The organism is Halalkalibacter oceani, assembly GCF_023715605.1.
Lineage (GTDB): Bacteria > Bacillota > Bacilli > Bacillales > Bacillaceae_D > Halalkalibacter > Halalkalibacter oceani.
In genome coordinates, this window is the sequence record NZ_JAMBOL010000009.1 from 35,081 (window position 1) to 49,034 (window position 13,954).

Annotated in this window: 14 protein-coding genes; 2 read left to right on the top strand and 12 right to left on the bottom strand. The window is 46.0% G+C overall.

The window, feature by feature from the left end; all coding sequences use genetic code 11:
- Positions 1 to 139 precede the first annotated feature (139 nt).
- Both M3202_RS11450 and M3202_RS11455 read left to right on the top strand, forming a co-directional pair.
- Positions 140 to 1,063 carry a manganese-dependent inorganic pyrophosphatase gene (locus tag M3202_RS11450; protein WP_251223462.1) on the top strand — a complete coding sequence of 308 codons (924 nt, stop codon included), beginning with the start codon at positions 140 to 142 and terminating at the stop codon, positions 1,061 to 1,063.
- Positions 1,064 to 1,298: 235 nt separating this feature from the next.
- A complete protein-coding gene (locus M3202_RS11455; RefSeq protein WP_251223463.1) occupies positions 1,299 to 1,694 on the top strand; it encodes a hypothetical protein in 396 nt (131 codons plus the stop codon).
- A 179-nt stretch (positions 1,695 to 1,873) separates the two neighbouring features.
- Here M3202_RS11455 and M3202_RS11460 read toward each other — a convergent pair whose 3' ends face one another.
- From M3202_RS11460 to M3202_RS22565, 12 genes are all read right to left on the bottom strand, one after another.
- The gene (locus M3202_RS11460) at positions 1,874 to 3,169 is read right to left on the bottom strand and encodes a globin-coupled sensor protein (RefSeq protein ID WP_251223464.1); all 1,296 of its coding nucleotides are present in this window, start codon (positions 3,167 to 3,169) and stop codon (positions 1,874 to 1,876) included.
- Between the two features lie 115 nt (positions 3,170 to 3,284).
- Positions 3,285 to 4,133, bottom strand: a complete 849-nt coding sequence (locus M3202_RS11465) for an alpha/beta fold hydrolase (RefSeq protein WP_251223465.1) — start codon at positions 4,131 to 4,133, stop codon at positions 3,285 to 3,287.
- Between the two features lie 20 nt (positions 4,134 to 4,153).
- On the bottom strand, positions 4,154 to 5,209 hold the full coding sequence (locus M3202_RS11470) for an Ldh family oxidoreductase (protein ID WP_251223466.1): 1,056 nt from the start codon (positions 5,207 to 5,209) through the stop codon (positions 4,154 to 4,156).
- Positions 5,210 to 5,229: 20 nt separating this feature from the next.
- A complete protein-coding gene (locus M3202_RS11475) occupies positions 5,230 to 5,958 on the bottom strand; it encodes a FadR/GntR family transcriptional regulator (protein ID WP_251223467.1) in 729 nt (242 codons plus the stop codon).
- 218 nt (positions 5,959 to 6,176) lie between these two features.
- Positions 6,177 to 6,842 carry a spermine/spermidine synthase domain-containing protein gene (locus M3202_RS11480; protein WP_251223468.1) on the bottom strand — a complete coding sequence of 222 codons (666 nt, stop codon included), beginning with the start codon at positions 6,840 to 6,842 and terminating at the stop codon, positions 6,177 to 6,179.
- Between the two features lie 21 nt (positions 6,843 to 6,863).
- A complete protein-coding gene (locus tag M3202_RS11485) occupies positions 6,864 to 7,499 on the bottom strand; it encodes a DsbA family oxidoreductase (RefSeq protein WP_251223469.1) in 636 nt (211 codons plus the stop codon).
- Between the two features lie 109 nt (positions 7,500 to 7,608).
- On the bottom strand, positions 7,609 to 8,373 hold the full coding sequence (locus tag M3202_RS11490) for a sulfite exporter TauE/SafE family protein (RefSeq protein ID WP_251223470.1): 765 nt from the start codon (positions 8,371 to 8,373) through the stop codon (positions 7,609 to 7,611).
- Positions 8,374 to 8,419: 46 nt separating this feature from the next.
- Positions 8,420 to 9,514: a GerAB/ArcD/ProY family transporter gene (locus M3202_RS11495; RefSeq protein ID WP_251223471.1), complete on the bottom strand. Its 1,095-nt coding sequence runs from the start codon at positions 9,512 to 9,514 to the stop codon at positions 8,420 to 8,422.
- Positions 9,515 to 9,528: 14 nt separating this feature from the next.
- Positions 9,529 to 9,744: a hypothetical protein gene (locus tag M3202_RS11500; RefSeq protein WP_251223472.1), complete on the bottom strand. Its 216-nt coding sequence runs from the start codon at positions 9,742 to 9,744 to the stop codon at positions 9,529 to 9,531.
- The gene (locus M3202_RS11505; RefSeq protein ID WP_251223473.1) at positions 9,744 to 10,952 is read right to left on the bottom strand and encodes a Ger(x)C family spore germination protein; all 1,209 of its coding nucleotides are present in this window, start codon (positions 10,950 to 10,952) and stop codon (positions 9,744 to 9,746) included. The genes M3202_RS11500 and M3202_RS11505 overlap by 1 nt, the downstream gene beginning before the upstream one ends.
- On the bottom strand, positions 10,949 to 12,508 hold the full coding sequence (locus M3202_RS11510; protein ID WP_390188862.1) for a spore germination protein: 1,560 nt from the start codon (positions 12,506 to 12,508) through the stop codon (positions 10,949 to 10,951). Before M3202_RS11510 ends, M3202_RS11505 begins: the two co-directional genes overlap by 4 nt.
- A gap of 127 nt (positions 12,509 to 12,635) precedes the next feature.
- A complete protein-coding gene (locus M3202_RS22565) occupies positions 12,636 to 13,913 on the bottom strand; it encodes a polysaccharide deacetylase family protein (RefSeq protein WP_251223475.1) in 1,278 nt (425 codons plus the stop codon).
- Positions 13,914 to 13,954: the final 41 nt, after the last annotated feature.

Sequence of the window (13,954 nt, forward strand, 5' to 3'; positions counted from 1 at the left end):
CTGCATACTGCACACATTGCTTCAGGATTGTTCTGAAATTTCGGGACAAGCCTGCAAAAATTTAAAAGACAATATTTCGCTTGCATTGCTACTTATGTTAAGTTATAAGATGTAGAAGTTTACATAAAGGAGTGTTATTATGGAAAAAGTTCTCGTATTCGGTCACAAAAATCCCGATACAGATTCAATTTGCTCTGCTATTGCTTACGCTCACTTAAAAACAAAGGTGAACATCCCCGCTGAGCCGGTCCGTTTAGGCGACATTAACGGCGAAACACAGTACGCACTCGATTATTTCCAGGTGAACGCACCACGCTTGACAGAATCAGTTGCCGAAGCAAAAGAGGTCATTCTCGTCGACCATAATGAGCGCCAGCAAAGCGCCTCTGACCTCGATCAGGTTCGCGTCATTGAGGTCATTGACCATCACCGGATCGCCAACTTTGAGACAAGCGACCCGCTTTATTACCGGGCTGAACCGGTAGGCTGCACAGCGACAATTCTTTATAAGCTATTCAAAGAAAATGAAGTTGACATTCCAAAGGAGATTGCCGGACTGATGCTTTCCGCGATTATCTCTGATTCATTGCTGTTCAAATCACCAACATGTACGGAAGAAGATGTGGTGACGGCAAAGAAGCTTGCCGAGATTGCCGGGGTTGACAGCGAGGAGTACGGTCTTGCGATGCTTAAAGCCGGAGCCGATGTCAGTGATAAATCGGCGAAAGATCTACTCAGTCTCGACGCGAAGGAATTCCAAATGGGACAGCATAAAGTCGAAATTGCCCAAGTGAATACGGTCGATGTGGAGGAAGTGTTTGCAAAGCAAACAGAATTAGAAGCGGAAATCGAAGCCGTCATCGCCGAAAAAAGCCTCGATCTCTTCCTGCTCGTTGTAACAGACATTTTAAACAACGACTCGAAAGTTCTCGCCCTCGGCTCACAGGCTGAAGCAGTCAATAAGGCCTTCCAGGTCACACTTGACGGGAAGACAGCTCTGCTAAAAGGCGTCGTATCACGCAAGAAACAGGTCGTTCCTCAGCTTACAGAAGCACTAAAGTAACAATCACAATGGCGTAGCTCTATGCCCGGGCAAAAGGAAAAAATCAACCTTTTATCCAAGGCTGCTGAAAAAGTACAATTTTCACTTTTTCAGCAGCTTTTTCGTAATGAGCGAAGCCGTTGCCTGATTTTGAAAGCCTGGCGCAACGCGTGGAGCCATTACTCTTCTTCGAGTTACGAAAAAGGAAGGTTTTTCAGTGGGCTCTTTTTTCCATGCTATGAAAGGGGAGGTACTCTTGAAAAGAAATTTGTTGATGACAACTTTATTGATGCTGACCGTTCTTCTTTTAAGCGCGTGCACCACGGAACGGTTTCAGCATATTGAAGTGTTTGTAGCAGAGACATCCGAAAAAAACGAGGATGGTTTTTATGAGCCAACCGGCTATAAGAAGATAAACGCGATTACGACTGTCGAAGAAGGGGAACATCATGTAGCCACCGATGTGAAAGCGATTGAGGACTTTTTCGATACAGATGGCAACTACATAAAGACGGAAATCATCCATTCAGCGTTTAGCAGATCAAAAGTAACGAATACAGAGGATGGAGACGAACATAAAAAAAGCTGCAGGAACCGGCAACAATCCTCATCCCGGCTGAAGCACGAGATCCCTTTCACTTGGAAAAAATGACGGAGGAAGAAAGGGAAAGAGTCAAGCAGCATGTATTATCGTTTACCGACACACTCGGCTAACGCGTAAAAAACGTAAAAAGGCTGGACAAAGGTTCATTCCCCTTTTGTCCAGCTTCTACACAATGAGCGCAACCGCCTACTCAAGCTTCTGGCCTTTTACCGGATAAAACAGACCTTTTAGCCTTTCATCATTTCTGTCAGCTGGTCAGCTGTTGCTGAAAGCTGGGCTGCCGCTTGATTAATTTCTTCTGTCACGCGGGAAATATGCTCCATTTCTTTTTCAACGCTGACATTTTGAAGATTGCTTTTTTCTGTTGATTCGACAATTTCATCAAAGAAATCACTCGTTTCCTTCATCCCTGATGACGTCTCTTTGATTAGATCGTTTATGTTGGCGATGTAACTTGACATGACACCAATTTGATCATTGGTACGGATAATCAAATCAGATACTTTGCTGACTGAGTTTTGCGTTTGATCGGAAAGCTTGCGAACTTCCTCTGCTACAACAGCAAACCCTTTTCCAGCTTCTCCTGCCCGGGCCGACTCAATCGCTGCATTTAGTGCAAGCAAATTGGTTTGCGCCGCAATCGATTGAACAAGGCCGACAATTTCATTAATCTGTTCCGCATTTCCTCTCAGAATTCCCATTTCTTCGGAAATTTTGCCGATCGTGCCATCTATTTCGCTCATTTGCGCAGACTGAGCCTGCAGCTTCTCGGCGCCATCCTTTGAAATCTCTTCCACCTTCTGGGAATGCTTAGACACGGTATGTGTGTAGGCGAGGATTTCATCCGACCTCGACTTCAGCTCATCTGTTGAGGCACTTGTTTCCCCGGAAACAGCCGCCAATTCTTCCACTGTGGCGCTAACCAGTTTGACGAGCTCATTTTGTTTTTCCTGATTTTGTTGAATGATCCGTTCTATTTCTCTTTCATAGGCTTCCAGAACGAGCTGCTGCTCCAAATTAAACATCTTGGCTACTGCTTTTATGTACATTCTGCAAGACTTGTTATCTTCATAATGCTCATAAATTAAATCAATCATCGACTCTAACAAATCCTGAAAAGCACCGACATACCATTTGGAGTCGAGACCGATCCGCACGTGTGTATGGGCAATCCGGATTCGCTGTTCAATGTAAGCGCCATCTATCGTCCCGTTAAATATCTCTTTTATATGCTGCCTCAATGTTACCCGCAATCGCTCGACAGCGCTATTCGTATCAATAATTGTTTTCAGCTCACTGTTTTTTTCAAGGTTTTCATAAAACCGCTTGACGATTTCATCTACATGCTTTTCCACCAAAGGCTGAAGCTCTTTCACGGCAATTAAATCAGCCGTCGTTAAATGAATCATCGCAAGCTGCTTTTGCACCGCCGGTGAGACACGAATGGCAACATTATGTACTGGCTGCTGGGCCTTAATTGTGGAAGGAGCTTCCTTCCGCTTCGTCCGAAACCTTAATTTCATTGAAATCCCCCTTATCTCGTCACACGATGATTTAACACCATTGTCGCATGATAAATAACCTATTTTACATGTTATCACAGAAACAGGAAGGGAGTTCAATTAATTTTATTAAACATTAGTTTTCTTGCATAATAGTATCGGCAAAGTCTTTCAGCTCCTGATTAAATCTCTGTTCCTGTTCCCAAAAAGGCATATGTCCCGTCTCCTCATACGAGGAAAGCGCAGCATGCGTCAGCTGGTTCCTGTTATATACCGCATGCGACGGCAGAACGACCTGATCTTCTTTTCCATGGGTAATTAAAAACGGGGTACTGAGCTTTGTCATGATGTCCTCGTTCGACAGAGTACGCTTCATTAAAGCCTGTCGGACATATGGAGGAATCATCGCATTGAACCCAAGAAAATAGTAATACTCTTCTGGTGGAAGCCGTCGTTTGCTGCACAGTGCCAGAAAGGTCGCAATCCCCTCGAGTGCAGCCGTCATCTCATTTGCCAGCAGCTTCGGTTTCAGCGCATGATAGTCTTCCCCCGTCTCTGCCGCAGCCTCCGTCGTCCCAATCCGCGAGCGTGCCCCTACCAAATTGACGCCGCCGATCGCTTTCTCCCCGATAAAACGCAAATAGTCAAAAACAACTAATCCGCCGTATGACCAGCCAATCAGAATCGGCTTCTTCACTTGCAATTCAGTCAGCACCGCATCCAGGTCTTTTGCCCACCATTCTGACTCCTGATACGCTTCAACCGGCTTCTCCGACCAGCCATGACCGCGATTATCGAAGGCAATGAGTCGGAAGTCCTGCAGCAATTCAGACTGAAATTGCTTAGCCCATACGTAGCGGCTCTGGTTGAAGCCATGAATAAAGACGAGCGGCTGGCCGTCAGGATTCCCGCCTTCCTCGACATACAATTTCGTTCCTCCGCCTCCCGTAACGATATAGCTCTTAGCAGCCCGAAGTCCCTTCATGCCTCTTTCCCTCCTTACCATCAATCTTGCAGAACGACTTCCTTCAAAGAAACACCAAGCTCATCTGAAAGCTGATAGAGCTCCTGTAAAACGTTCTCTTCCATCGCGATTCCCGACTCCTTGTTCTTTCTCTCTCGTTCAAATTCAATTTCTCCCGGCATATAAAGGTCATCGACACCTGGCGCCTTTTTTGACTCCTTGACGAATGACGTCAATGTTTTGATCCGATTGCCGTATTCCTCTCCGCTGACAAACTGTGATAAATCAATCGCCAGCATAAAATGGGAAATCGACTGCTTTTCTTTCATGTCGTACATCGACGGAATCGATTTTGAAAACTGGCTTCCGGTCAGGATTCCTGTTAAAATTTCCGCGAAAATCGCGAGACCGAATCCTTTTGGGCCGGCGACCGGAGAAAGAAACCCTCCATCCAGTACTTGAGCCGGATCAGTTGTTGCTTCGCCGTTTTTATCAACACCCCACCCTTTCGGAATCTCCTTTCCCTGCGCCTGGGCAAACAGAATTTTCCCAAGCGGGGCATTGCTTAAAGCCATATCAAGCACGATTGGATCCCCTTCTGCCGTTGGGCTGGCAAAGGCGATCGGGTTGTTGCCAATTACTTTTTCCGCTCCGCCGATAGCCGGCATCAATGGCTCCACATTGCTCATCACGATGCCAAGCATATTCTGCTCAGCCGCCATGAGCGCATAGTGGGCGGCAATGCCGAAATGATTGCTATGCTTGGCAGTCGCCATGCCGATCCCGTGATTTCGAGCCAACTCCATCGCCTTTTCCATCGTTTTCTTTCCAACAACCTGCCCTGCTGAATAATGACCGTCCAACAAAGCCATCGCTTCTGTTTCCATTTCTACCGTTACCTTGGATGGAACCTGAATAAAGTTTTTCTTTATTCGTTTGACATAGATCGGCAAGCGTAAAAATCCATGACTATGGATCCCCCGGTAATCCGCTTCAAGCATTGTCGTTGTCACCGTATCGGCATCCTCTTCACTCATCCCCAGCTTCGTGAAGCTCTCTCTTGAAAAACGGCTGATTTTAGCAGCATCTACGATCATGGCTACACTCTCCTTCTGTCCTATTCAAAGGTTTTTTCTGTTATCTCCCTGAAATTCGTCAACGATTGCAGCCTCTTTTGCACATCAACCAAATGGCTTTCCATCGTCTTTTGCGCAAGCTCGTCCTCTTTCGCCACCAGCAGCTGATAAATTTGTTGATGGTAGTCATGCGAGGCCGCCAAAACCGTACTGTCATAAGCGACCTGCTTTTGCACCTTGAAAATCAAGTGGGAAATCGTATTGTACACATACATCAGTACTGAATTTCTCGCCGCTTTGGCAATCATCTGGTGAAACTCCATATCCGCCTTCACAAATAAGCGCTTATCATTTTGTTCCACCGCCTCACGCAAAGTGGCCAGCTGCTCCTCCATCGCCTGTAAATCCTCGTCCGTTCGCCGCTGCGCTGCAAGGGCGGTCAGCTCCTTTTCCAGTGCCAGCCGCGTCTCCTGTACTTCATCGAACGTCGCTTCGTTTAACAGAATTTGCATCGTTAACGAATCCTCAATTACTTTAGAAAATTCAGCCGTCACATACGTTCCCGACGTGATCCGGGTAATCAGACCTTGCTGGGCAAGGACCTTTAACCCTTCACGCAAGGAAGATCGGCTCACTCCAAGCAGCGTGCATAATTCTCTTTCATTTGGCAGCTTATCACCGATTTTGAGCTTGCCCTTTACAATGAGATCCTTTAATTGAAGAATGACATCGTCTCCTAGGTTCGTTTTCTTAATTGGTTTAAAATCCATTCTCTGTACCTTTCTCATTCATTTTTTTGTTAGCGCTTACATTTTTACTTAATGGAATGATGGTCTGACCATACACTGCTTTTATTATACAGATTACCGCGCGAGAAATCAATGAGTATTTGCAACAGTCTGATTTTTTGAAAGATTCGTCGCGATATGAGGCTTGAGGAAACCTCTTCATGCTGTCTAGGTCCCGGTGTCAGAGGTTCCATCGTCTCCTAATCCTTACAGCCAATATATACATAATCAGGTGGCAGCTGAGAAGTGGCTGAGACTTTCACTGGGTACTCATATACTCGATCAAATTTCTCCTTCAACAGTTGGAAAAAAGCTTGAGAGCGGGACGCACTCCAAAAAGAAACGGCTCCTCCCTGCGTCACTCGATGATAAAGCAAATCAAGGCCTTCATTCCGGTACAGTTTGGCGTTACGATCGGCTACTATCCAGTCTGGCCCATTATCGGTATCGAGGCAGATCAAATCGTAGCAAAGAGGGTTCCGTTCCAGCCAGAAGCCAATATCGGCAATGATCAACGAAGCTCCCTCGCGCTGCAATATCCCGTTGGAGAATGGATAAAGATATTTATATTGCCACTCCACAATTTTCGGTTCAATCTCAACAATATGAACATTTGCGTCATCCCCCTCACGCAACACCTGATCGGCCGTGTGCCCCACGCCAAGACCTCCGACCAATACACGATGAGGGTTCCGCTTCATAACGGCCTTCGCTTTCTTTACCATTTCCCGTTCCGATTGTCCATTTTCCGTTGACATCAGAAAAACGCCATTGCTAATAATCTCAAAGTCTTGTTCGCGTTGCTGCAGCTGGATTTCGTCACCAAACACACTTTTTCCCCGCTCAAGCACGACGACCTTTTTCATTTGCTACACCTCTTTTCCTGTTTACCGTTCTTCCGCCGCCTTATGCAATGCCTGCAAAAACGCTTCACTCGGTTGAGCGCCGGAGACCGCATATTTTTCATTAAACAAAAAGAACGGAACTCCTCTTATTCCATACTTTGCCGCCTGTTCGATATCGCTCTTGACCTCGGCTCCGTAGTCATCGCCCGCAAGCACTTGCTCAGCAGCCGCTTTTTCAAGTCCGACTTCTTCTGCCAGTTCAAGCAGTCTCGCCTTGTCGCCGATATTGATTGAGTCGGAAAAATGAGCCTGTAACAGGCGCTCGGCCAGCTCTTTTTCCTTCCCCATTTTAGCAGCAAAGTGATGTAAACGATGGGCATGAAACGTATTGGCGGAAACGGCGGTATCAAAATGGAACGTTAAGCCGGCTTCCTTCGCCTGACCCGCTACACGCTCGCACATGTCCCGCGCTTGCTGAATCGTCGTGCCGTATTTCAAGGCAAGACCTTCATACACCGTTTGCTTTGATCCCGGCGGAACATCAGGATCAAGCTGAAAGCTGCGGAAATGAACCTCAACCTGCTCTCTTTCCGGAAACAGCTTTAATGCCTGTTCAAATCGCCGTTTGCCAATGTAACAAAAAGGACAGACAAAATCAGACCATATTTCGACTTTCATTCTCTTCCTCCATTCGCTCATTTGTTAGATCCTACCATTACTATACCACATTTGCTCCATTGTCCGGTCATTTGAAACGGCGGCCTCCTGTCTCCTTTTAGAAAACCGCTTATGTAAATACAAGTAAGTTCACAGCCGCCAGAAACACAATGCACATGGCAAACAGTTTGATCTTCTCCTGCGGCAGCTTTTCAAACAGCTTCATCCCGACATTGGCTCCGACAAACACACTGACAAGTCCGACGGCAAAATAAAGGAGGAACGAAGAATCAAAGTCACCATGCAAGCCATGCAAAAACATGCTAAACAAGCTTGTAACGGCAAATGTCGTTTGAAGATTGGCGTTATAACGATGCTTCTCCTTGTAAATCATTAAAAAATAGAACACAAAAAAAGGACCGCCCACCGCGAAAATCCCGCCAATCAATCCGCCGATAAAGCCAAAGGTGATCGGAAAGATCGGCTTCAGCAAAAGCTTCGACGGCTCTCCCTTTTTTTTCGTTAAAAGATAAATAACCATGCCAATTAAAAAGAAGCCAAGCACCTTCTTGAGAATGTCCATCTCTCCATAAGAGGTTAAGAAGAAGAAAGAGACCACTCTTCCCGATAAAGCAGCACATAAAATAACAAGGAATCCTTTCAATTCAATATAACGATAAATACGAAAAACAATCGTAAGCGAAATAAATAACGTTAAGGAGAGGACAAGCAATGTGCTGTCCTTCAATGTAAACATTAGCGGCAAAAAGCCCATCGCAAACAAGCCAAAGCCAAAACCGCTTACCCCCTGAATAAAACTGCCAACCAAAAAGATCAGAAAAATAAAAAGAAATTCTATCGGCATAACCATCAACCCTTCCCGCTGCTTATCCATGCACTCTTTCTTATTATAACATGCCTGAGAGAAGGGGCGTTCTTGATCAAGCCCTTGCTTTCTTTCGGATCAAGCCGACGATATAGAGCAAGAGCGGAACAAACAAGCCGAGAAAGAGAGAAACGGGAATCCAGGTTTCCCCCGCAAATTCCCGAATGGAGCCGGTATTAACCGGAATCGCATGAGACAGCGCCAGGACAATAAACGACATCGGCACGACAAAAATATGATAGCGTTGCAAATTGGCAAGCTGCTTAAACAGAAAGAGGGAAATATACATCAAGATCGCAATCTTGACGAATGATGTAATAATCCATTGGACGGCGATCACCGCTTCGATTCTTTGTAAAAAGTCCCCCAGTCTGATTTTCTTGGCGGCAAAAAAACTTGGAAAGTTGAGCGCGGCAGACAAATTGGCGCCGATCGTTAACAACGTCACCATCGCAATCGTAAAAATAATCAAACCGCCGACCAAAACACCAGCTATGAAATAGGTTCTTTTTTTCTTCGTTTTATTGACGACGGGCAAGAGCGGAAGAAATAAAACAAGCTCCAAAAAGGGAATCGACAGCATTAGCAGAGAACCGTCGACAACTTGACGTGGGCCATTGCCGAGAAACGGCTTTAAATGGGAAAAGTCGATATTATTAGCCGTTAACAGAACAGGGGCGATCACGACAAGCACGACGATCGGAAAGAAGATCTCCGCCCCCCTGGCCATCGTTTCAATGCCGTACAGCAGGGCGACAATAACAGCGGCGAGAAGTAAAATTTGCAGCGCGTACATCGGTGTCTCAGGCATCATTTGCGTTTGGAGGAAATCACTCGTATCGCGCAGCACCATGCTCGTTAATAAGATCGAAAACAGAAAGTACACGATAGCAAGGAAGGTTCCGAGCCACGTCCCGAGTATGCTTTTTATCATGTCGACAAACATAAGCTGAGGATACAGTTCATGCAGCTTAAGATAGAGGTACACAAGCAGAAGGCTACAGCTAATCGCGATCACCCCGGCAAGCCAGGCATCCTGCTTTGCATATTCGGCAAGAGCGGATGGCAGCACCAAAATCGTGCTGCCCATAATAAACAGAGCGACGAGAACGGTAAATTGATAGCCATCTATCTTTTCTGTCTGCTTCATGATCATTTCCTTTCTCAATTGAACAAGTGTACTAGCCATTCAAGTCCTTTTAACGGATCAGGCAGCTTCCCCTGTAGACTAAGGATTAGATTAAGGCTTATCCCGCCAACGGCCAGCAGGCCAAACAGAACCCATTCTTTTTTCGTGAACTTGTTTTTCACCATATAAGGGATAGAAGCACCAACCATCATAATCGCCAGCGTGATTACCATTGCGAGCGGCCACAGCATTATTCTTCCTCCATAAGTTTTTTCACCGATTGATTCGTGTTTCCGGTTCCGATCAGCGTCACTTCAACATCCACCTCAACATCCATCGTCGCAAAACGCTCATTCCAATCGCTTTCGACGCTTTTCCATTCCTTTGGCCGCTGCTGATACAATTCCTTACCAAATCCAAAAACATCAGCCTTCAGCTCCTGTGCTTTGGCGATTGATTGTTCGACCTCCGTTGCAATTTGCTCTGATGTTCGCTTTTCGATTTCAGCCAGGCTATGTCCTGTAGCTGTATCGATACTGCATTGAACGTTGCCAAGTTGTGCTTCCGCCTTGATCGTCACCGTTCCGCTTGGATGGCCATTATTCATGTCGGTACGAAGCTTCGCTTTCGTACGAAGCAATTCAACGCCGATAAAGGAGTCTTCCGCGGTCGGACAGGCGACATTCACGATTGTGCTCGTTATATTATTCTGGGCATAATTTAACCCGATGCTTTCCCGCTCATTTAACCAGCCAATCAGCCTGTCCCGGGAAAAAACCGCCATTTGCTTAAACGAAAGCAATGCAGGAAGCTCACTTTCCTCCAGAGCTTCAAGCTCCCCGCCGACATCCGGATCTCCTTCAATGATGACTCCCGTGATCGCTGCCTCGATTCCTTTGCCGGCGAGCTCGGTTAGCAGTTGATCAATTTCAATTGTTTTCGATGCTCCCCATGAGCTTTGCGACGCCTTTAATGACTGGTGCATCTCATTGGCCGGCAGCTTATCAATAACGGTCAGCACTTCCAGCACATCACTCGGTCTGGCATTTCTCGCTATTAAAAAATAAAAATCCGTCCGAAATTCATGATCTCGAACCAGGAAATCAAGCGCTTCAATAATGCCTTCCTTAGCCAGCTCCTCATCGATCACAACAACCTGGGTGTAGGATTCATATATTTTACGCGGAACCGTCATCGTTAATCTGCGCAACGCTTCAAACATCGTCATGCCCGTCTCTGAATAAACGACAACCGGGGTATACGTTCCGGTACCCGGCTCCTGCATCGCAATCGCGGAAGGATTAATGACTTGGACGGTCACCCGGAATTCCCCGGCTTCCGTTTTTTCAATTCCCATTGCATGCGAGATCGCAAGTTCATTTAGCTCGCGGCGATTCCAGCAACCAGACAGAATGACGAGTAAAATCAGAAGAAGAATCATCATCCGTTTTTTCTTCATGTCTCTGGGTCACTTTCTCTAATTTTGTCGGCATGGTTTAACAGCTTCGGCCGCCTGATCATATCCCACATCGGAACACGCAATAAATTATCTTTCTGATCGTTTATGTTAAACGGCGCCATCGGCGACATATACGGAACTCCGAATGAGCGCAGGCTGCACAAATGTAACGACAGGACGATACAGCCAATCGTTACGCCGAACAAGCCGAAGCTCGCCGCCAAACCCATCATCGGAAAACGCAAAATCCGAAATGCGACTCCCATATTAAAAGCAGGAATGACAAAACTGGAAATCGCCGTAATTGCGACGATAATTACCATCGCTGCTGAAACGAGCCCTGCTTCTACAGCGGCTAATCCAACGACCAGTGTGCCGACGATCGACACGGCCTGTCCTATCGCCCGCGGCATTCGCAATCCGGCTTCCCGAATAATTTCAAACGCCACTTCCATAATCAACGCTTCCACAAAAGCCGGGAAAGGAACACCTTCACGTTGCGCATACAAGCTAATAAGCAATGTCGGCGGCAGCATCTCGTGATGGTATGTCGTAATGGCAATGTACAAGGAAGGGCCGAGCAAAGAAATCAGTAACGTCAGCAATCGCAAAATACGTAGTAGCGTAATATAATCAGAACGCTGATAATAATCCTCCGGTACTTGATAAAACTCCGTAAACAACGAAGGAACAACTAAAGCAAATGGCGTCCCGTTGATCAGAATCGCCACTCTGCCTTCCAGAAGCTTCCCGGCAACGGCATCAGGCCGTTCAGTACTTGAAACGGTTGGAAACGGTGTAAATGTCTCGTCCTGAATCAGTTCTTCGACATACCCGCTTTCTAAAATAGAGTCAACTTCAATCTTTTTTAGTCTTTCAAATACTTCTTTTACAATTTGCTTCTCAGCGAGATGGTCAATATAGACTACTGCGATATCGGTATTCGTTCTCGTTCCGATTTCCATGGAAACGATCCGCAGATCGGTCGTGCGCAGCCGCTGGCGGATTAATGCCGTGTTCGTCCGCAAAACCTCCGTAAACGCATCGCGTGGACCACGAACAAGCACCTCCGTCTGTGATTCCGTAATCCCCCGCTCCTGGTAAGACTTTGAATGAAGCGCGAGCCCTTCAGCGACTCCGTCTATTAACAGAAGCGTATTTCCGGCCAGCAAAGAGCGGTAACAGCTTTCAAAATCTCGAACAGCCGTGACGTTACTGCTTGCCAGCCTCCCCTTGACCTCACCCAGCGGAGACTGCGGCTCCCTGTCTTTCTTCTGTTCAAGCAGCGGAGTTATCATCGACTCTTCAATAAGCTCAGTATTGGTCAGCCCCTCGATATACATCAGCATCACCGGAATTGAAGTGGAAGCGGTCATCATTATTTTCCGGAACACAACATCACTGTCATGACGAAACGTCTCCCTGACCTGAGCTACATCCGCTTCCAGATTGCCCGTCAAGGCCTGAGGAAGCTGTTCCGCGCGCTCAGCAGGCCCGTGGGCTGTTTTTAACGTATTTGTTCGCTTTTTTTTCGAAAACAGCCGCACGCTTCTCATCCTCCTTCGCACAAGTTCCGTGACCGTAGTTTGTTCTTATACATACTAAATTATTCCTTTCCAGCACAAAAAAAGATGCGTTTAAAAAGAAGAAAAAAATTCTTTTTGAACGCATCGTTACGTACGGTTAATGCAATGTGACAAGCTTTATATTATTCGATTTGAAGTAATCGATGATGTCCGGTAGTGCTTCCAATGTATGCGACCGTTCATGCAACAAGAAAATACCACCAGAAAGTTCAGCATCGCGAAAATACTGCAATACTTCCTCCGCGCTCTCTTTCTGCCAATCCCGCGGATCGCGGTTCCACATCACAAGATTAAGCCCCGCCTCTTGCGCATTTTTTTGTAAAGCTTCATCAATATTTCCATATGGCGGGCGGAACAACCCGACGTTCTCTTTTAAAATTGAGGTCACCACTTCGTTTGTCGCGATAAAGTCTTTCATTTGATTATCACTTGATAATGTCGTCAAATCTTCATGAGACCAGGAATGCACGCCGATTGCCATGTCATGCTCCTTCACATATGTAACACTGTCAGAAAATCGTAAAGCGTTTCGACCGACAAAGAAAAAAGTCGCTTTCACCCCGTGCTCCTGTAATACATTGACAATTTCCTTTGTATACGCGGAAGGGCCGTCATCAAATGTAAGCGCCGCATAGCCTTCAGGAAGACCGTAAACAATGTCAGATTGAATATGGAATTTTTCCGTTTTTGCTTCCGCCTGTTCGGCTACTTTTTCTTCTTCACTTGTTTCCTTACCTGCTGTATTGGTCCCCTCTTCAGGTTCCTGGGCATGAGCCGAGTTAGCCTGTTTCTGTATTTCCGAACTAACATCGACAATCGGCTTTTCATGCTCTGAATTTGTAAACACATTTATGTTAATGAATATATTATTCATAGAGAGAAATAAAAGTAGAATAACGCTGGCAATCGCTACGACCGGTTTCATAAACTTAGAGGACATTCGCTGAGGAAATACGGATGAAAGTGTCCGTCTTTCTTTCTTTTTGTTTCCTTGTTTATCCAGTTGATGGATATAAGTCAAACTTTTGAAATCACTTTTCTTTATTGTATGGATCGTATTCAACTGCTCTAATACTTCTACATATTTCTTAGAACAGACAAAGTCATAAGACGTCAGGCTTGTCCCTTCACTCCTGGTGATCGTACTTAAATATTCTCGCCGGAACGGATCCCACATCGCTTGTAATGAAAGCCGGTAGCGAGCGTTTTTCCCGCGCTGAACAATTTGATTCATATGCCGGTATGTCTCCTCATCAATTTCCAGCTCCAAATAAACCATTGTTTTTTTCATCATCGTTCGTACTTTCACAAAGTAAGTGCTTTTTTCATCCTGCAGGTCAAGGAATTCAATTAATTTATGTGAAACATGATCCACGTCAATCTTCCCCCTCTCATTCTGCATCAATTACTCTAGTA